18 protein-coding genes are annotated in these 19,023 nt (G+C 40.5%); 17 read left to right on the forward strand and 1 reads right to left on the reverse strand.

Annotation, left to right across the window (positions count from 1 at the left end; translation table 11 throughout):
• The first annotated feature begins 1 nt into the window (after position 1).
• The 3 genes from N8M09_RS09000 to N8M09_RS09010 all read left to right on the forward strand — a co-directional run bounded on the left by N8M09_RS09000 (position 2) and on the right by N8M09_RS09010 (position 1,715).
• Positions 2–898 carry an ROK family protein gene (locus N8M09_RS09000; RefSeq protein WP_261064939.1) on the forward strand — a complete coding sequence of 299 codons (897 nt, stop codon included), beginning with the start codon at positions 2–4 and terminating at the stop codon, positions 896–898.
• Positions 899–1,087: 189 nt separating this feature from the next.
• Positions 1,088–1,375, forward strand: a complete 288-nt coding sequence (relB, locus tag N8M09_RS09005; protein ID WP_000233903.1) for a type II toxin-antitoxin system RelB/ParD family antitoxin — start codon at positions 1,088–1,090, stop codon at positions 1,373–1,375.
• A complete protein-coding gene (locus N8M09_RS09010; RefSeq protein ID WP_261064940.1) occupies positions 1,365–1,715 on the forward strand; it encodes a type II toxin-antitoxin system RelE/ParE family toxin in 351 nt (116 codons plus the stop codon). Before relB ends, N8M09_RS09010 begins: the two co-directional genes overlap by 11 nt.
• Positions 1,716–1,776: 61 nt before the next feature.
• Here N8M09_RS09010 and N8M09_RS09015 read toward each other — a convergent pair whose 3' ends face one another.
• A complete protein-coding gene (locus N8M09_RS09015) occupies positions 1,777–2,628 on the reverse strand; it encodes a MurR/RpiR family transcriptional regulator (protein ID WP_261064941.1) in 852 nt (283 codons plus the stop codon).
• A gap of 191 nt (positions 2,629–2,819) precedes the next feature.
• On the opposite strand from N8M09_RS09015, the gene pbp2b reads away from it, so the two are divergent.
• The 14 genes from pbp2b to ileS all read left to right on the forward strand — a co-directional run bounded on the left by pbp2b (position 2,820) and on the right by ileS (position 18,628).
• Positions 2,820–4,877: a penicillin-binding protein 2B gene (gene pbp2b / locus N8M09_RS09020; RefSeq protein ID WP_261064942.1), complete on the forward strand. Its 2,058-nt coding sequence runs from the start codon at positions 2,820–2,822 to the stop codon at positions 4,875–4,877.
• Positions 4,878–4,887: 10 nt separating this feature from the next.
• The gene (recR, locus tag N8M09_RS09025) at positions 4,888–5,484 is read left to right on the forward strand and encodes a recombination mediator RecR (protein WP_000966754.1); all 597 of its coding nucleotides are present in this window, start codon (positions 4,888–4,890) and stop codon (positions 5,482–5,484) included.
• A 175-nt stretch (positions 5,485–5,659) separates the two neighbouring features.
• On the forward strand, positions 5,660–6,703 hold the full coding sequence (locus tag N8M09_RS09030; protein ID WP_261029665.1) for a D-alanine--D-alanine ligase: 1,044 nt from the start codon (positions 5,660–5,662) through the stop codon (positions 6,701–6,703).
• An 83-nt stretch (positions 6,704–6,786) separates the two neighbouring features.
• Complete coding sequence (locus N8M09_RS09035) at positions 6,787–8,160, forward strand: UDP-N-acetylmuramoyl-tripeptide--D-alanyl-D-alanine ligase (RefSeq protein WP_261064943.1); 1,374 nt, start codon at positions 6,787–6,789, stop codon at positions 8,158–8,160.
• Positions 8,147–8,758, forward strand: coding sequence for an NUDIX hydrolase N-terminal domain-containing protein (locus N8M09_RS09040; RefSeq protein ID WP_261064944.1), 612 nt, complete (start codon positions 8,147–8,149; stop codon positions 8,756–8,758). Before N8M09_RS09035 ends, N8M09_RS09040 begins: the two co-directional genes overlap by 14 nt.
• A 91-nt stretch (positions 8,759–8,849) precedes the next feature.
• On the forward strand, positions 8,850–9,554 hold the full coding sequence (locus tag N8M09_RS09045; protein WP_049502428.1) for a YwaF family protein: 705 nt from the start codon (positions 8,850–8,852) through the stop codon (positions 9,552–9,554).
• A gap of 219 nt (positions 9,555–9,773) precedes the next feature.
• On the forward strand, positions 9,774–11,147 hold the full coding sequence (ftsA, locus tag N8M09_RS09050; protein ID WP_023943742.1) for a cell division protein FtsA: 1,374 nt from the start codon (positions 9,774–9,776) through the stop codon (positions 11,145–11,147).
• Positions 11,148–11,163: 16 nt separating this feature from the next.
• A complete protein-coding gene (ftsZ, locus tag N8M09_RS09055) occupies positions 11,164–12,423 on the forward strand; it encodes a cell division protein FtsZ (RefSeq protein ID WP_023943741.1) in 1,260 nt (419 codons plus the stop codon).
• A gap of 4 nt (positions 12,424–12,427) precedes the next feature.
• The gene (locus N8M09_RS09060) at positions 12,428–13,099 is read left to right on the forward strand and encodes a YggS family pyridoxal phosphate-dependent enzyme (protein ID WP_261064945.1); all 672 of its coding nucleotides are present in this window, start codon (positions 12,428–12,430) and stop codon (positions 13,097–13,099) included.
• Between the two features lie 9 nt (positions 13,100–13,108).
• Entirely contained in the window at positions 13,109–13,648 is a 540-nt protein-coding gene (locus N8M09_RS09065) for a cell division protein SepF (protein ID WP_261064946.1), read from the forward strand.
• The gene (locus tag N8M09_RS09070; RefSeq protein ID WP_000576512.1) at positions 13,648–13,911 is read left to right on the forward strand and encodes a YggT family protein; all 264 of its coding nucleotides are present in this window, start codon (positions 13,648–13,650) and stop codon (positions 13,909–13,911) included. Before N8M09_RS09065 ends, N8M09_RS09070 begins: the two co-directional genes overlap by 1 nt.
• A complete protein-coding gene (locus N8M09_RS09075; protein WP_261064947.1) occupies positions 13,908–14,693 on the forward strand; it encodes a YlmH family RNA-binding protein in 786 nt (261 codons plus the stop codon). The genes N8M09_RS09070 and N8M09_RS09075 overlap by 4 nt, the downstream gene beginning before the upstream one ends.
• A gap of 8 nt (positions 14,694–14,701) precedes the next feature.
• Positions 14,702–15,583, forward strand: coding sequence for a DivIVA domain-containing protein (locus tag N8M09_RS09080; protein WP_314726065.1), 882 nt, complete (start codon positions 14,702–14,704; stop codon positions 15,581–15,583).
• A 252-nt stretch (positions 15,584–15,835) separates the two neighbouring features.
• Positions 15,836–18,628, forward strand: a complete 2,793-nt coding sequence (gene ileS / locus N8M09_RS09085; RefSeq protein WP_261064948.1) for an isoleucine--tRNA ligase — start codon at positions 15,836–15,838, stop codon at positions 18,626–18,628.
• The last annotated feature ends 395 nt before the right edge of the window (positions 18,629–19,023 follow it).

Consider the following 19,023-nt stretch of genomic DNA (forward strand, 5'->3'; position numbering starts at 1 on the left):
TATGACACACTACGTTGCAATTGATATCGGTGGAACCAACATCAAATATGGTTTGATCGACCAAGAAGGCCAACTTGTTGAATCGCATGAAATGCCAACAGAGGCACATAAGGGTGGACCTCATATCTTACAAAAGACCAAAGATATCGTAGCCAGCTATTTAGAACAAGGCCCAGTAGCAGGTGTTGCTATTTCTTCTGCTGGGATGGTGGATCCTGACAAGGGTGAGATTTTCTATGCTGGGCCTCAAATCCCTAACTACGCAGGCACCCAGTTCAAGAAGGAAATTGAGACTAGCTTTGCGATTCCTTGTGAAATTGAAAATGATGTCAACTGTGCAGGTCTTGCTGAAGCGGTATCTGGTTCAGGCAAGGGAGCGAGTGTCACCCTTTGCTTGACTATTGGAACCGGTATCGGTGGTTGTTTGATTATGGATGGGAAAGTCTTCCATGGATTTAGCAATTCGGCCTGTGAAGTTGGTTATATGCATATGCAGGATGGAGCGTTCCAAGATTTGGCTTCTACAACAGCCTTGGTGGAGTATGTAGCAGCAGGTCATGGAGATCCAGTTGATCAGTGGAATGGTCGTCGGATTTTTAAGGAAGTTACTGAAGGCAACAAGATTTGTATGGCTGGTATTGACCGTATGGTAGACTATCTAGGAAAAGGTCTGGCTAATATTTGCTACGTTGCCAATCCAGAAGTTGTTATTCTCGGCGGTGGTATCATGGGACAAGAGGCAATCCTCAAACCGAAAATCCGCACAGCCTTGAAAGAGGCTTTGGTACCAAGTCTAGCTGAAAAAACAAGATTAGAATTTGCCCATCACCAAAATATAGCAGGTATGTTGGGTGCTTATTATCATTTTATACTCAATGAAAATCAAAGAGCAAACTAGGAAGCTAGCCGTAGGCAGTACTTGAGTACGGCAAGGCGAAGCTGACGTGGTTTGAAGAGATTTTCGAAGAGTATCAATACAAAACAATCCTAGTTTGGCTCAGCCAAACTAGGATTTTCTAATCAAAATCCCTTTACTTTCTTTATAATTGTGAGATAATAAAGAAAATATATAAAGGAGTTATATAAAATGGTTATAGCGAATTCAAATAAAATTGTGACCTTCCAAGCTAATAGAGAATTGGTAAATGATGCCATGGAAGTGTTAAAAGAAAAAAATCTCTCTCTTTCATCGGCACTCAGATTATTTTTAAAGAATGTTGCCGTAACAAATGAAGTAGATTTACTGAGTGAAGAGGAATTAGAGAAGGAATATTTGTTTAGACAATTACAAGCAGAAGTTCAAGAAAGTTATGCCAAGATTGAGGCTGGAAATTACTTGACAGATGAGGATGTCGTGACACGCTATGGATTATAAAAAATATAGGATTTTGTATTCTCCTAGAGTGATTGATAGTTTGGATAAAATATATCAGTATATAGCAGAGGAAATCGGTTCTGTAGAGGCTGCGAGACGAAAAGTGGAAAGTATCCGAAAAGATATTAATCGTCTAGAAATTTTCCCCCAAGCGGGATTTGATGCCGATGAAAAATTTGGTAAGAAATTAGATCCTCACTACCAAACGCGAGGATTGACCTTGAGTAAGGATTACATCGTATTATATACAATTGTTGAGGATACCGTCAGACTTGCTTATTTACTTCCTTCAAAAAGTGATTACATGAAATTATTCAAGACTAAGTCAAGATATGACTAATTCATAATCTAGAATATGTATGTTTAGTGATGAATAAAAATCCTAGTTTGGCTCAGTCAAACTAGGATTTTCTGACACGTTTTTGTCTACGATAGCCGTTGAGTTTTTTATTTTCCCAGTAGCTATTAAAAATTTTCTCCTTACTTTCACGATTGATTTCCAAAAAGTAGGCGTAAATCAAATCGATAAAGAAGAGCATAGGAAGTTGAGCGGATATTCGTTGGATATAGGAAGGCTGGCTGTGGGTAGCTACAAGAACAGTCTCTGTATAGGTCTGGATATCTTTACTGGGAACACTTGAAAAGAGTACAGTCTTTGCCCCCATCTCCTTAGCGTCTAATAAACTGTCTAAAATAGAGGGAGTTGTGCCAGAAAGTGAGAAACCAAGTACGAGACAATTCTCATCCATAATACTGGTCGTCCAAGCAAAACCGTCTTGGTCTGTCAAAGCTTCACAGACCACACCTAGACGCATGAAGCGCAATTTCATTTCACGAGCAACAAGGCCAGAACTCCCTGTTCCGAAGAAGTAGACACGCTCAGCATCTTCGATTAATTGGGCAATTCGTTCTAGTTGGACTTCGTCAATCAAGTCTTGTGTTTGTTCCCTCATATTGCTATAGCTTCTGAGGACTCGTTTTGTCAGTGGACTGTGCTTGGAGACTTGTTTGGTTTGATTTTCTACTTGATGTTGGTATTGGAAAATAAATTCTCGGTAGCCGGTAAAGCCACACTTTTTAGCAAAGCGGGTCAGAGCAGCCTGGGAGATATGTAATTTTTGAGTGACCTGTTGAGAAGATAAATCATCTGTAATCGTTTCTGCTTGTAAAAAATAATGCGCGATTTCTTGCTCTAGGTCTGTCATTTCTTCAAAATGGGAATCAATGACAGTTGCGATATCTGGTTTGTCCATAGGGAAGGCTCCTTTAAATGAGTCGTATTGGAAAAAGGCTAGATTATTGAACTTTTACATTCATTATAACATATAATATAGGGATGAATAAATAAAAACGTATCTTACTGTAAAAACGAAAAAAGCTTCTTGCTTTTCCATAATTTTCTGCTCAAATTATGGTACAATGAAGAGTAAGATTTTAAATAGAAATGAGACTGATTTGTATGAGAAAATTTAACAGCCATTCGATTCCGATTCGGCTTAATTTATTGTTTTCGATCGTCATTTTACTCTTTATGACCATTATTGGTCGTTTGTTGTATATGCAGGTTTTGAACAAGGATTTTTATGAAAAAAAGCTAGCCTCAGCTAGTCAGACCAAGGTCACAACCAGTTCTGCTCGTGGGGAAATCTATGATGCTAGTGGAAAACCTTTGGTAGAAAATACGTTAAAGCAGGTTGTTTCCTTTACGCGTAGTAATAAAATGACGGCTAAAGATCTGAAAGAAATCGCTAGTCAGTTGCTGGGATATGTGAGCATCAGTTCGCCAAATTTGACAGAACGACAGCTGGCAGATTACTATTTGGCTGATCCTGAAATCTATAAAAAAACAGTGGAGGCTCTCCCAAGTGAGAAACGCTTGAATTCAGATGGCAATCGTCTATCCGAATCAGAACTGTATAACAATGCGGTCGATAGTGTCCAAGCGAGTCAACTAAACTATACAGAGGATGAAAAGAAAGAAATCTATCTTTTTAGTCAGTTAAATGCCGTTGGAAACTTTGCGACAGGAACCATTGTGACAGATGCTCTGACAGATACCCAGATTGCTCTGATTGCCTCTGCTTCGAAACAATTACCCGGCATCAGTATCTCAACTTCGTGGGATCGAAAAGTTTTAGAGACTTCCCTTTCTTCTATAGTAGGTAGTGTATCCAGTGAAAAAGCTGGTCTCCCAGCGGAAGAAGCAGATGCTTATCTTAAAAAAGGTTACTCTCTAAATGACCGTGTTGGGACCTCTTACCTAGAAAAGCAATACGAGGAAACCTTGCAAGGTAAACGCTCGGTGAAGGAAATTCATCTAGATAAGTACGGTAATATGGAAAGTGTCGAAAATATCGAAGATGGTACCAAAGGGAATAATATTAAACTGACCATTGATTTTGCCTTCCAAGATAGCGTGGATGCTCTGCTGAAAAGTTATTTCAATTCAGAGTTGGGAAATGGTGGAGCCAAGTATTCTGAAGGTGTCTATGCAGTCGCCCTTAACCCAAAAACAGGTGCTGTTTTGTCTATGTCAGGGATCAAACATGACTTGAAAACGGGAGAGTTGACGCCGGATTCCTTGGGAACGGTAACCAATGTCTTTGTTCCAGGTTCGGTTGTTAAGGCGGCGACCATCAGCTCAGGTTGGGAAAATGGAGTCTTGTCAGGAAATCAGACCTTGACAGACCAGTCCATTGTCTTCCAAGGTTCAGCTCCAATTAATTCTTGGTATACTGCCTTTTCTGGGCCAATGCCGATTACAGCGGTTCAAGCTCTGGAGTATTCATCCAATCCTTATATGGTCCAAACAGCCTTAGGTCTTATGGGGCAAACCTATCAACCAAATATGTTTGTCGTCACCAGCAATCTAGAGTCTGCTATGGGTAAATTGCGTTCAACCTTTGGCGAATATGGCTTGGGGTCTGCGACCGGGATTGACCTACCAGATGAATCTACTGGATTTATTCCCAAAGAGTATAACTTTGCCAATTTCATTACCAATGCCTTTGGGCAGTTTGATAACTATACGCCGATGCAGTTGGCTCAGTATGTAGCAACTATTGCAAATGATGGTGTTCGTGTGGCTCCTCGTATTGTTGAAGGCATTTATGGTAATAATGATAAGGGAGGCCTAGGCGACTTGATTCAGCAACTGCAACCGACAGAGATGAATAAGGTCAATATATCCGACTCCGATATGAGTGTCTTGCATCAAGGTTTTTATCAGGTTGCTCATGGGACTAGCGGATTGACAACTGGACGTGCCTTTTCAAATGGTGCCTTGGTATCCATTAGCGGAAAAACGGGTACAGCCGAAAGCTATGTGGCAGATGGTCAGCAAGCAACCAATACCAATGCGGTGGCCTATGCTCCATCTGATAATCCTCAAATCGCTGTTGCAGTGGTCTTTCCTCATAATACCAATCTAACAAATGGTGTGGGACCGTCTATTGCGCGTGACATTATCAATCTGTATCAAAAATACCATCCAATGAACTAGAAAGGAATTTATGCTTTATCCAACACCTATTGCCAAGCTGATTGACAGTTATTCCAAGTTACCAGGTATCGGGATTAAGACGGCTACGCGTCTGGCCTTTTATACGATTGGGATGTCTGATGACGATGTCAATGAATTTGCAAAAAATCTCCTTTCTGCTAAGAGAGAGCTGACCTATTGTTCAATCTGTGGGCGTTTGACTGATGACGATCCTTGCTCTATCTGTACCGATCCGACTCGTGACCAGACAACGATTTTAGTTCTCGAAGATAGTCGCGATGTGGCGGCCATGGAAAATATCCAAGAATACCATGGACTCTATCATGTCCTGCATGGCCTCATTTCTCCTATGAATGGTATCAGTCCAGACGATATCAATCTCAAGAGCCTCATGACTCGTCTTATGGATAGTGAGGTTTCAGAAGTAATCGTAGCAACCAATGCCACAGCAGATGGGGAAGCGACTTCTATGTATCTTTCACGCTTACTCAAGCCAGCTGGGATCAAGGTCACTCGTCTGGCACGAGGCCTCGCTGTCGGAGCAGATATCGAGTATGCGGACGAAGTGACCCTCTTACGGGCTATTGAAAATCGGACAGAGTTGTAAGTGTGGACAAATTTACGAACTCCATTCATTTATAAAAAATCAAGGAGGCTGAAAATCGTTCATATCGGCCTCTTTTTGTATAGTGTGATGAGTAGGATCAGGTTCAAGTTTTAAAAAACCAAGCAAATATGATATACTAAAGAGCGAGTATTCTAGTAGAATTAGGACAAATAATATGAAACAAACGATTATTCTTTTATATGGTGGACGGAGTGCGGAACGCGAAGTCTCTGTCCTTTCAGCGGAAAGTGTCATGCGTGCGGTCAATTACGACCGTTTCACAGTTAAGACTTTCTTTATCAGTCAGTCAGGTGATTTTATCAAAACGCAGGAATTTAGTCAGACTCCAGGTCAAGAGGATCGTCTCATGACCAATGCGACCATTGATTGGGATAAGAAAGTTGTACCAAGTGCCATCTACGAAGAAGGTGCAGTGGTCTTTCCAGTTCTTCACGGTCCGATGGGAGAAGATGGCTCTGTTCAAGGTTTCCTTGAAGTTTTGAAAATGCCTTATGTCGGCTGTAATATCTTGTCATCTAGTCTTGCCATGGATAAAATCACGACCAAGCGTGTTCTGGAATCTGCTGGTATTGCCCAAGTTCCTTATGTGGCTATCGTTGAAGGGGATGATGTGACTGCTAAAATCGCTGAAGTGGAAGAAAAATTGACTTATCCAGTCTTCACTAAGCCGTCAAACATGGGTTCTAGTGTCGGTATTTCCAAATCTGAAAATCAAGAAGAACTTCGTCAGGCTTTGGAACTTGCCTTCCAATATGACAGCCGTGTCTTGGTAGAGCAAGGGGTAAATGCCCGTGAAATCGAGGTTGGTCTACTAGGAAACTACGATGTCAAAAGCACGCTACCAGGAGAAGTAGTCAAGGATGTTGCCTTTTATGACTACGATGCCAAGTATATTGACAACAAGATTACCATGGATATCCCAGCTAAAATCAGTAATGATGTGGTAGCTGTCATGCGTCAAAATGCAGAAACTGCCTTCCGTGCGATTGGTGGTTTAGGTCTATCTCGTTGTGATTTCTTCTATACAGATAAGGGAGAAATCTTCCTAAATGAACTCAATACCATGCCAGGTTTCACCCAGTGGTCTATGTACCCACTACTTTGGGACAATATGGGAATCAGCTACCCAGAACTAATCGAGCGTTTGGTGGATCTTGCTAAAGAAAGTTTTGACAAGCGCGAAGCGCATTTGCTATAAAATGAAAGAGAGGGTAGGAGCCAGAACCATCACTGTAAGGTGATTAGAGTTCTCGGACTTCAACCCTTTTTAAAGGAGTAGAAATGAAATTAACAATTCATGAAGCGGCCCAAGTTGTCGGAGCTAAAAATGATATCAGCGTCTTTGAGGACACCCAGTTAGAAAAGGCCGAGTTTGACAGTCGCTTAATTACGGCAGGGGATTTATTTGTACCACTCAAGGGAGCGCGTGATGGTCATGACTTTATCCAAACAGCTTTTGAAAATGGTGCTGCTGTAACCCTGTCTGAGAAAGAGATTGCAAATCATCCCTACATTTTAGTAGATGATGTTTTGACTGCCTTTCAAACTCTAGCATCTTACTATCTTGAAAAAACGGCTGTTGATGTCTTTGCTGTTACGGGTTCAAATGGTAAGACGACGACCAAGGATATGTTGGCACACTTGCTATCAACAACCTACAAAACTTACAAAACACAAGGCAACTACAATAACGAGATTGGCCTTCCCTACACAGTTCTCCATATGCCTGAAGGAACAGAAAAGTTAGTCTTGGAGATGGGGCAGGATCACTTGGGAGATATTCATCTCTTGTCTGAATTGGCTCATCCAAAGACAGCCATCGTAACCTTGGTTGGAGAAGCTCATTTGGCCTTTTTCAAAGATCGTTCGGAAATCGCTAAAGGAAAAATGCAAATTGCAGACGGGATGGCATCTGGTTCCTTGCTTTTAGCGCCAGCTGACCCGATTGTAGAGGACTACTTGCCAACTGATAAAAAGGTGGTCCGTTTTGGGCAAGGAGCAGAGCTAGAAATTACAGACTTGGTTGAGCGCAAGGATAGTCTGACCTTTAAGGCTAATTTCTTGGAACAAGTCCTCGATTTGCCAGTGACTGGTAAGTACAATGCCACTAATGCTATGATTGCGTCTTATGTTGCCCTACAAGAAGGAGTTTCAGAGGAGCAGATTCGTCAGGCCTTCCAAAATCTTGAATTGACGCGTAACCGTACTGAGTGGAAGAAAGCAGCCAATGGAGCAGATATCCTATCAGATGTTTACAATGCCAATCCAACTGCTATGAAGCTGATTTTAGAGACTTTCTCTGCCATTCCAGCCAATGAAGGTGGCAAGAAAATTGCAGTGTTGGCTGATATGAAGGAGCTTGGTGACCAATCTATTCAACTCCATAACCAGATGATTTTGAGCCTTTCTCCAGATGTGCTTGATACCGTTATTTTCTATGGAGAAGACATTGCTGAATTGGCCCAACTTGCCAGTCAAATGTTCCCAATCGGCCACGTTTACTACTTCAAGAAAACAGAAGACCAAGACCAATTTGAAGACCTAGTCAAGCAGGTTAAGGAAAGTCTAGGAGCTAATGACCAAATCTTGCTCAAAGGCTCTAACTCTATGAACCTAGCCAAGTTGGTAGAAAGTTTAGAAAATGAAGATAAGTGATTTTGTTAAGTATCTGCAAAGAATGATTGCTCTAACAGATACTGGATTAACCTTTACAAAAGATCCGTTTGACCGTGAGCGCTACGAAGACTTGCGAGGCCTTTTATCTGAAATGTTGAATCAAGCATCAGACCTTGATGCCGAAGAAGTGGCAGAAGTCTTGAAGCCAACTTCTGCTTATGCGACTCCGTTAATGGACGTCCGTGCTTGGATTGTTGAGGACGAAAAGATTTGTCTGGTTAGGGGACAAGGAGAGAATGATTGGGCTTTACCAGGTGGCTTTGGTGAGGTTGGCTATTCTCCAACCGAAAATATTCTCAAGGAAATTGAAGAAGAAACCGGTTTTAAAGCCAAAGTTGAAAGACTGCTAGCGGTTTTTGATACCAATCGTTTCCAACTACAGAGCAAACAATATGCAAAGTTTGTTTTTGAATGTAAGCTTCTTGATGGACAATTCCAAGAAAATCAAGAAATCGCTGACCTTCAATTTTTTGCCATTGACCACCTGCCAGCCTTATCTGAAAAACGCATTACCAAGGAGCAAATAGAGCTTCTTTGGCAGGTTTATCAAGGTCAGAGGGAACAATATCTTGACTAAAGAAGATGATTATCGTATTTCTAAATTCATTTTTCTCAAGTAGCATGGTATAATAAAATGCAGGAAAATTTTGAATCATGAGGAAGACTAGATGAATTTATGGGATATTTTCTTTACGACCCAAGCAACAGAGCCACCCAAATTTGACCTTTTTTGGTATGTCAGTATATTTACACTCTTGGCTTTGACCTTTTATACAGCCTATCGTTATCGTGAAAAGAAGGCTTATCAACGATTTTTCCAAATCTTGCAGGCAGTTCAGTTAATCCTTCTTTATGGATGGTACGGGGTTAATCATATGCCATTGTCAGAAAGCTTACCCTTTTACCATTGCCGTATGGCTATGTTTGTGGTGCTTTTGCTTCCTGGTCAGTCCAAATATCGGCAGTATTTTGCATTACTAGGAACATTTGGGACATTAGCTGCCTTTGTTTATCCAGTGCCAGATCCCTATCCTTTCCCACATATTGCCATTTTGTCCTTTATCTTTGGGCACTTAGCTCTCTTGGGGAACTCACTGGTTTATCTCTTGAGACAGTACGATGCGAGAATGCTAGATGTGAAAAGAATTTTTCTCATGACCTTTGCATTAAATGCCTTAATTTTTGTGGTCAATTTGGTAACAGGTGGCGATTATGGATTTTTGACAAAACCGCCATTGGTTGGAGACCACGGCTTAGTAGCTAATTATTTAATCGTTTCTCTGGCCTTGTCAGCGGCGATTACGTTGACAAAGAAAATTTTGGAACTATTTTTAGAACAAGAAGCAGAAAAAATGATTGCAAAGAAAGCTTAGAAATGAGCTTTCTTTTTTGTACAATAGACAGATTGTTGACAAAGTTTACAGTGAATGAATTTCTGAACAGAAAAACTAAAAAATTGGCTGGTAAATTTAGGAAAAAACTGAGCACGATGAGATTTTTTGTGTTATAATATTCTGTGAATAGCTATGCCTACGTTTAGCTATTGAATATTACGAAGTTAGAAACTTGGAAGATAGAGAGGATGCGATGTAATGGCTAGAGAAGGCTTTTTTACAGGTCTAGATATTGGAACAAGCTCTGTCAAGGTGCTTGTAGCCGAGCAGAGAAATGGTGAATTAAATGTAATTGGCGTGAGTAATGCCAAAAGTAAAGGTGTAAAGGATGGAATTATTGTTGATATTGATGCAGCAGCAACTGCTATCAAATCAGCAATTTCCCAAGCAGAAGAAAAAGCAGGCATCTCAATTAAATCAGTGAATGTTGGTTTACCAGCTAATCTCTTACAGGTAGAACCAACTCAAGGAATGATTCCAGTAACATCTGATACCAAGGAAATTATGGATCAAGATGTCGAAAATGTTGTCAAATCAGCTTTGACAAAGAGTATGACACCTGATCGTGAAGTTATCACATTCATTCCTGAGGAATTTATTGTGGATGGTTTTCAAGGGATTCGTGACCCACGTGGTATGATGGGGGTTCGCCTTGAAATGCGTGGTTTACTTTATACAGGTCCTCGCACTATTTTACATAACCTACGTAAGACAGTTGAACGTGCAGGTGTTCAGGTTGAAAATATTATTATTTCACCACTAGCAATGGTTCAATCTATTTTGAATGAAGGTGAACGTGAATTTGGTGCTACAGTGATTGATATGGGGGCAGGTCAAACGACTGTCGCTACAATTCGTAACCAAGAACTCCAGTTTACCAATATTCTCCAAGAAGGCGGAGATTATGTAACTAAGGATATTTCTAAAGTCTTGAAGACGTCACAGAAACTAGCCGAAGGTTTGAAATTAAACTATGGAGAGGCTTATCCTCCTCTCGCAAGTAAAGAAACATTCCAAGTCGAAGTGATCGGGGAAGTAGAACCTGTTGAAGTAACAGAAAATTACTTGTCAGAGATTATTTCTGCACGAATTAAGCATATTTTTGAACAAATCAAACAAGACTTAGACAGAAGACATTTATTGGATCTTCCTGGTGGCATTGTTTTGATTGGTGGAACGGCTATTTTACCGGGTATTGTGGAGCTTGCTCAAGAAGTTTTTGGTGTTCGTGTGAAACTCTATGTTCCAAACCAAGTTGGAATTCGTAATCCAGCCTTTGCGCATGTGATTAGTCTATCAGAATTCGCGGGACAATTGACAGAAGTGCATCTCTTGGCTCAACGAGCAGTCAAGGGTGATGAAGGATTATTCCAACAACCGCTTAGTTTTGGGGGAATGATTCAGAAAACAGCTCAGTTTGTACAATCAACGCCTGTTCAACCAGCCCCTACCCCAGAAGTAGAGCCGGTGGCGCCTACAGAACCAATGGCGGATTTCCAACAAGCTTCACAAAATAAACCGAAATTAGCAGATCGTTTCCGTGGCTTGATCGGAAGCATGTTTGACGAATAAAGAGGAAAAATAAATTATGACATTTTCATTTGATACAGCTGCTGCTCAAGGTGCAGTGATTAAAGTAATTGGTGTCGGTGGAGGTGGTGGCAATGCCATCAACCGTATGGTCGACGAAGGTGTTACAGGCGTAGAATTTATCGCAGCAAACACAGATGTACAAGCATTGAGTAGTACAAAAGCTGAGACTGTTATTCAGTTGGGACCTAAATTGACTCGTGGTTTGGGTGCAGGAGGTCAACCTGAGGTTGGTCGTAAAGCTGCTGAAGAAAGCGAAGAAACACTGACTGAAGCTATCAGTGGCGCAGATATGGTCTTCATTACTGCTGGTATGGGAGGAGGCTCTGGGACTGGAGCTGCTCCTGTTATTGCTCGTATCGCCAAAGATTTAGGTGCTCTTACAGTTGGTGTTGTGACACGTCCTTTCGGTTTTGAAGGAAGCAAGCGTGGACAATTTGCTGTTGAAGGAATCAACCAACTTCGTGAGCATGTAGATACTCTATTGATTATTTCAAACAACAACTTGCTTGAAATTGTTGATAAGAAAACTCCACTTCTTGAAGCTCTTAGCGAGGCAGATAACGTTCTTCGTCAAGGTGTTCAAGGAATTACCGATTTGATTACCAATCCAGGATTGATTAACCTTGACTTTGCCGATGTGAAAACGGTAATGGCAAACAAAGGGAATGCTCTTATGGGTATTGGTATCGGTAGTGGAGAAGAACGTGTGGTAGAAGCAGCACGTAAGGCAATCTATTCACCACTTCTTGAAACAACAATTGATGGAGCAGAAGATGTGATTGTTAACGTAACTGGTGGTCTCGACTTAACCTTGATTGAGGCAGAAGAGGCTTCACAAATTGTGAACCAGGCAGCGGGACAAGGAGTAAACATCTGGCTCGGTACTTCAATTGATGAAAGTATGCGTGATGAAATTCGTGTAACAGTTGTCGCAACGGGTGTTCGTCAAGACCGTGTAGAAAAGGTTGTGGCTCCACAAGCTAGACCTACTACTAACTACCGTGAGACAGTGAAACCATCTCATTCACATGGCTTTGATCGTCATTTTGATATGGCAGAAACGGCTGAATTGCCAAAACAAAATCAACGTCGCTCGGAACAAGCTCAAGGATCTGCTTTTGGTGATTGGGATTTACGTCGCGAGACAATTGTTCGTCCGACTGATTCAGTAGTGTCACCGGTAGAACGTTTTGAAATTCCAAATTCACAAGATGAAGATGAGTTGGATACACCTCCATTTTTCAAAAATCGTTAAGTAAATGAATGTAAAAGAAAATACAGAACGTGTTTTTCGAGAAGTCGCAGAAGCAAGTCTGAGTGCTCATCGCGAGAGTGGCTCAGTCTCTGTCATTGCAGTTACCAAGTATGTAGATGTACCGACAGCGGAAGCCTTGCTTCCGCTAGGGGTTAATCATATCGGTGAAAATCGTGTAGATAAGTTTCTAGAGAAATATCAAGCTTTAAAAGATCGAGATGTGACTTGGCATTTGATTGGTACCTTGCAAAGACGTAAGGTGAAAGATGTCATTCAATACGTTGATTATTTCCATGCATTGGATTCAGTAAAGCTAGCAGAGGAAATCCAAAAAAGAAGTGACCGAGTCATCAAGTGTTTCCTTCAAGTAAATATTTCTAAAGAAGAAAGTAAACACGGCTTTTCGAGAGAAGAATTATTGGAAGTCTTGCCGGAGTTAGCCAAACTAGATAAGATTGAATATGTTGGTTTAATGACGATGGCACCTTTTGAGGCTAGCAGTGAGCAGTTGAAAGAAATTTTCAAGGCGACCCAAGATTTACAAAAAGAAATCCAAGAAAAACAAATTCCAAATATGCCTATGACCGACTTAAGCATGGGAATGAGTCGTGATTATAAAGAAGCGATTCAATTCGGTTCCACCTTTGTTCGCATAGGTACAGCATTTTTTAAGTAGGAGAGAACCATGTCTTTAAAAGATAGATTCGATAGATTTATAGATTATTTTACGGAGGATGAGGATTTAAGTCTCCCTAATAAAAAACGAGATGAGCCCATTTTAACTCCAGTAAATTCTACACAGGAAAAGGCTCTCTCAACGAATCAAACACCAAGCACAAGTGGTACAAAAGAAAATAATATTACTAGACTGCATGCACGTCAACAAGAGTTAGCAAAGCAAAATCAGCATTCTACTGAAAAAGTAACAATTGATGTTCGTTATCCTAGAAAATATGAAGATGCGATAGAAATTGTTGATTTATTAGCAGGAAACGAAAGTATTTTGATTGATTTTCAATATATGACTGAAGTGCAAGCTCGTCGTTGTTTAGATTATCTGGATGGAGCTTGCCATGTTCTAGCTGGAAATTTGAAAAAGGTAGCTTCTACCATGTACCTGTTGACACCAGTGAATGTTATTGTAAATGTTGAAGATATTCGTTTACCAGATGAAGATCAACAGGGTGAGTTTGATTTTGATATGAGACGAAATAGAGTACGATAATGATTTTTTTAATTCGTATGATTTATAATGCAGTGGATATTTACTCCCTGATTTTGGTGGCCTTTGCTGTCATGTCTTGGTTTCCAGGCGCCTACGAATCAAGTTTGGGTCGTTGGATTGTAGCATTGGTAAAACCAGTGCTTGCTCCTTTGCAACGCCTGCCTTTACAGATAGCAGGTCTTGATTTATCTGTTTGGGTTGCGATTGTTTTGATTCGATTTTTAGGAGAAAACCTAGTCCGTTTTCTGGCGATGATAGGATGAATAAAGGGATTTACCAGCATTTCTCCATAGAAGATCGTCCATTTCTTGATAAGGGAATGGAATGGATAAAGAAGGTAGAAGATAGCTATGCTCCTTTTTTAACTCCTTTTATCAATCCTCATCAGGAGAAACTATTAAAGATTTTGACCAAAACTTATGGTCTTGCTTGTAGCAGTAGTGGGGAATTCGTCTCGAGTGAGTATGTTCGAGTTTTATTATACCCAGATTATTTCCAGCCAGAGTTTTCAGATTTTGAAATATCTCTCCAGGAAATAGTGTATTCCAATAAATTTGAACACTTAACGCATGCTAAGATTTTAGGGACAGTCATCAATCAATTAGGGATTGAACGGAAACTTTTTGGAGATATCCTAGTGGATGAAGAACGGGCGCAGATTATGATTAATCAGCAGTTTCTTCTTCTCTTTCAAGATGGATTAAAGAAAATTGGCCGTATACCTGTTTCGCTGGAGGAACGTCCTGTCACCGAGAAAATAGATAAGCTAGAACAGTATCGAGAGCTGGATTTATGTGTGTCTAGTTTTAGATTAGATGTTCTTTTATCAAATGTTTTAAAACTATCTAGGAATCAAGCAAACCAGTTGATTGAAAAGAAACTTGTCCAAGTAAATTATTATGTGGTAGACAAATCAGATTATACTGTTCAAGTTGGAGACTTGATTAGTGTGAGAAAATTTGGGCGTTTTAGGTTGCTTCAAGATAAGGGACAAACTAAAAAAGAGAAGAAAAAAATAACAGTCCAGTTATTATTAAGTAAGTGAGGAAAAATATGCCAATTACATCGTTAGAAATCAAAGATAAAACCTTTAGCACACGTTTTAGAGGTTTTGATCCAGAAGAAGTAGATGAATTTTTAGATATTGTAGTTCGTGATTATGAAGATTTAGTTCGTTCTAATCATGATAAGGATTTACATATTAAAAATTTGGAAGAGCGTTTGTCTTACTTTGATGAGATGAAAGATTCGTTGAGCCAGTCTGTATTGATTGCCCAAGATACAGCTGAGAGAGTGAAACAAACAGCACACGATCGTTCAAATAATATTATTCATCAAGCTGAACAGGATGCACATCGATTATTGGAAGAAGCAAAATACAAGGCAAATGAAATTCTTCGTCAGGCAGCTGATAATGCTAAGAAAGTTGCTGTTGAAACCGAAGAATTGAAGAACAAGAGTCGTGTCTTCCACCAACGTCTCAAATCTACAATTGAGAGTCAGTTGGCTATTGTTGAATCTTCAGATTGGGAAGATATTCTTCGTCCAACAGCTACTTATCTTCAGACAAGTGATGAAGCCTTTAAAGAAGTTGTTAGCGAAGTACTTGGAGAACCGATTCCAGCTCCAATTGAGGAAGAACCAATTGATATGACACGTCAATTTTCTCAAGAAGAAATGACAGAGTTACAGGCTCGTATTGAGGCAGCCAATAAAGAATTGGCTGAATTTGAAGCTCAGGCTAAACAGGAAGTGGAAAATCCAACTCCTGTAGTGAGTCCTCAAATTGAAGAAGAGCCTGCTCATCCAGTTGGTCCAATGTACGAAGAACCAGAAGTAGCTCCAGTACATCCTTCGGCTCCAACACCAGCTACAGAAACGTTTGATTCAGCACCAGGATTTGAAGCACCGCAAGAATCCGTTACAATTTTATAAGAAATAATCTGAGAACAATATCTTATCCTTATATTTCCAGCGAGCAGGAGATGGTGTGAGTCCTGCATTCCCTAACGATAAGATTATCCTCTCAAAAACTCAAGTCTGAAGCTAGTAAGATTTGACGTTCCCCACGTTACGGGATAAGAGGGAGAAAGACTAAATCTTTTTCCGAATAAAGGTGGTACCACGATTTTCGTCCTTTTTGGCAGTCGTGGTTTTTAATTTGTTATTATTTATAAAGGAGATACCATGAAACTCAAAGATACCCTTAATCTTGGGAAAACAGCTTTCCCAATGCGTGCAGGCCTTCCGACCAAAGAGCCAGTTTGGCAAAAGGAATGGGAAGATGCAAAACTTTACCAACGTCGTCAAGAATTGAACCAAGGAAAACCTCATTTCACCTTGCATGATGGCCCTCCATATGCGAACGGAAATATCCACGTTGGACACGCTATGAACAAGATTTCAAAAGATATCATTGTTCGTTCAAAATCAATGTCAGGTTTTTACGCACCATTTATCCCAGGTTGGGACACTCATGGTCTGCCAATCGAGCAAGTTTTGGCAAAACAAGGTGTTAAACGCAAAGAAATGGACTTGGTTGAGTACTTGAAACTTTGCCGTGAATACGCTCTTTCTCAAGTAGATAAACAACGTGAAGACTTTAAACGTTTGGGTGTTTCTGGTGACTGGGAAAATCCATATGTGACTTTGACTCCTGACTATGAAGCAGCCCAAATCCGTGTATTTGGTGAGATGGCTAATAAAGGTTATATCTACCGTGGTGCCAAGCCAGTTTACTGGTCATGGTCATCTGAGTCTGCCCTTGCTGAAGCAGAGATTGAATACCATGATTTGGTTTCAACTTCCCTTTACTATGCCAATAAGGTAAAAGATGGCAAAGGTGTTCTAGATACTGATACTTATATCGTAGTCTGGACAACAACTCCATTTACCATCACAGCTTCTCGTGGTTTGACTGTTGGTGCAGATATTGATTACGTTTTGGTTCAACCTGCTGGTGAAGCTCGTAAGTTTGTGGTTGCTGCAGAATTATTGACTAGCTTGTCTGAGAAATTTGGTTGGGCTGATGTTCAAGTATTGGCAACTTACCGTGGTCAAGAACTCAACCACATCGTAACAGAACACCCATGGGATACAGCTGTAGATGAATTGGTTATCCTTGGTGACCACGTTACGACTGATTCTGGTACAGGTATTGTCCATACAGCACCTGGTTTTGGTGAGGACGACTATAATGTTGGTATTGCTAATGGTCTTGAAGTTGCAGTCACTGTTGACGAACGCGGTATCATGATGAAGAATGCTGGTCCTGAGTTTGAAGGTCAATTCTATGACAAGGTGGTTCCAACTGTTATCGAGAAACTTGGTAGCCTCCTTCTTGCCCAAGAAGAAATCTCTCACTCATATCCATTTGACTGGCGTACGAAGAAACCAATCATCTGGCGTGCAGTTCCACAATGGTTTGCCTCAGTTTCTAAATTCCGCCAAGAAATCTTGGACGAAATTGAAAAGGTTAAATTCCACTCAGAATGGGGTAAAGTCCGTCTTTACAATATGATCCGTGACCGTGGCGACTGGGTTATCTCTCGTCAACGTGCTTGGGGTGTTCCACTTCCAATCTTCTACGCTGAAGACGGTACAGCTATCATGACTGCTGAAACTATTGAACATGTGGCTCAACTATTTGAAGTACATGGTTCAAGCATTTGGTGGGAACGTGATGCTAAGGACCTCTTGCCAGAAGGATTTAGCCACCCAGGTTCACCAAATGGGGAGTTCAAGAAGGAAACAGATATCATGGACGTTTGGTTTGACTCAGGTTCATCATGGAATGGGGTTGTGGTAAACCGTCCTGAATTGACTTACCCAGCAGATCTTTACCTAGAAGGTTCAGACCAATACCGTGGTTGGTTCAACTCTTCACTTATCACATCTGTTGCCAACCATGGCGTAGCACCTTACAAACAAATCTTGTCACAAGGTTTTGCTCTTGATGGTAAAGGTGAGAAGATGTCTAAATCTCTTGGAAATACCATTGCTCCAAGCGATGTTGAAAAACAATTCGGTGCTGAAATCTTGCGTCTCTGGGTAACAAGTGTTGACTCAAGCAATGACGTGCGTATTTCTATGGATATCTTGAGCCAAGTCTCTGAAACTTACCGTAAGATTCGTAATACCCTTCGTTTCTTGATCGCCAATACATCTGACTTTAACCCAGCTCAAGATACAGTAGCTTACGATGAGCTTCGTTCAGTTGATAAGTACATGACTATTCGCTTCAACCAGCTTGTCAAGACCATTCGTGACGCTTACGCAAACTTTGAATTCTTGACAATCTACAAGGCCTTGGTGAACTTTATCAACGTTGATTTGTCAGCCTTCTACCTTGATTTTGCTAAAGATGTTGTTTACATTGAAGGTGCCAAATCATTGGAACGCCGTCAAATGCAAACTGTCTTCTATGACATTCTTGTGAAAATCACCAAACTCTTGACACCAATCCTTCCTCACACAGCAGAGGAAATCTGGTCATATCTTGAGTTTGAAGCAGAAGACTTCGTTCAATTGTCAGAATTGCCAGAAGCAGAAACTTTTGCTAATCAAGAAGAAGTCTGGGATACATGGGCAGCCTTCATGGACTTCCGTGGACAAGCTCAAAAAGCCTTGGAAGAAGCGCGTAATGCCAAAGTAATCGGTAAATCACTTGAAGCACACTTGACAGTTTATCCAAACGAAGTTGTGAAAACTCTACTTGAAGCAGTAAACAGCAATGTAGCTCAACTTTTAATCGTGTCAGACTTGACCATCGCAGAAGAACCAGCTCCGGAAAATGCTGTGAGCTTTGAAGATGTATCCTTCACAGTTGAACGCGCTACAGGTGAAGTTTGTGACCGTTGCCGTCGTATCGACCCAACAACAGCAGAACGTAGCTACCACGCAGTTATCTGTGACCACTGTGCAAGCATCGTAGAAGAAAACTTTGCAGACGCAGTCGCAGAAGGATTTGAAGCGAAATAAGGTTGAAAAATCTAGGGAAAACTCAATTTGAGAAGAAAAGACAACTAATTTTATAGACTATAAAACGTATTGTATCAAGTTTTTGAACACCTGATATGATGCGTTTTTGATTTATTTTGAAAATTTGCGAGGTATGACTTTTTATACTCAACAAGAATCAAAGAGAAACTTAGCAAGCTAACAGTAGTAAGATAAAATAGGGATTTGATATCGCGGATAAGATTGGTAAATTGTGTCACATTTTTACAATAATAAATTTGTATAGTTGCTTTTGATTTCTGGAAAGTATTATATTTTATTTCATATTATACAAATTTTGGTAAATTCCCAAACTAACTTCCACCGCTAATCCAAGTGGAAGTTAGTCTGATAAAAATCGTAAAAACCAGTGGAAT

This window comes from Streptococcus mitis (genome assembly GCF_946190375.1).
Classification (GTDB): domain Bacteria; phylum Bacillota; class Bacilli; order Lactobacillales; family Streptococcaceae; genus Streptococcus; species Streptococcus mitis_CJ.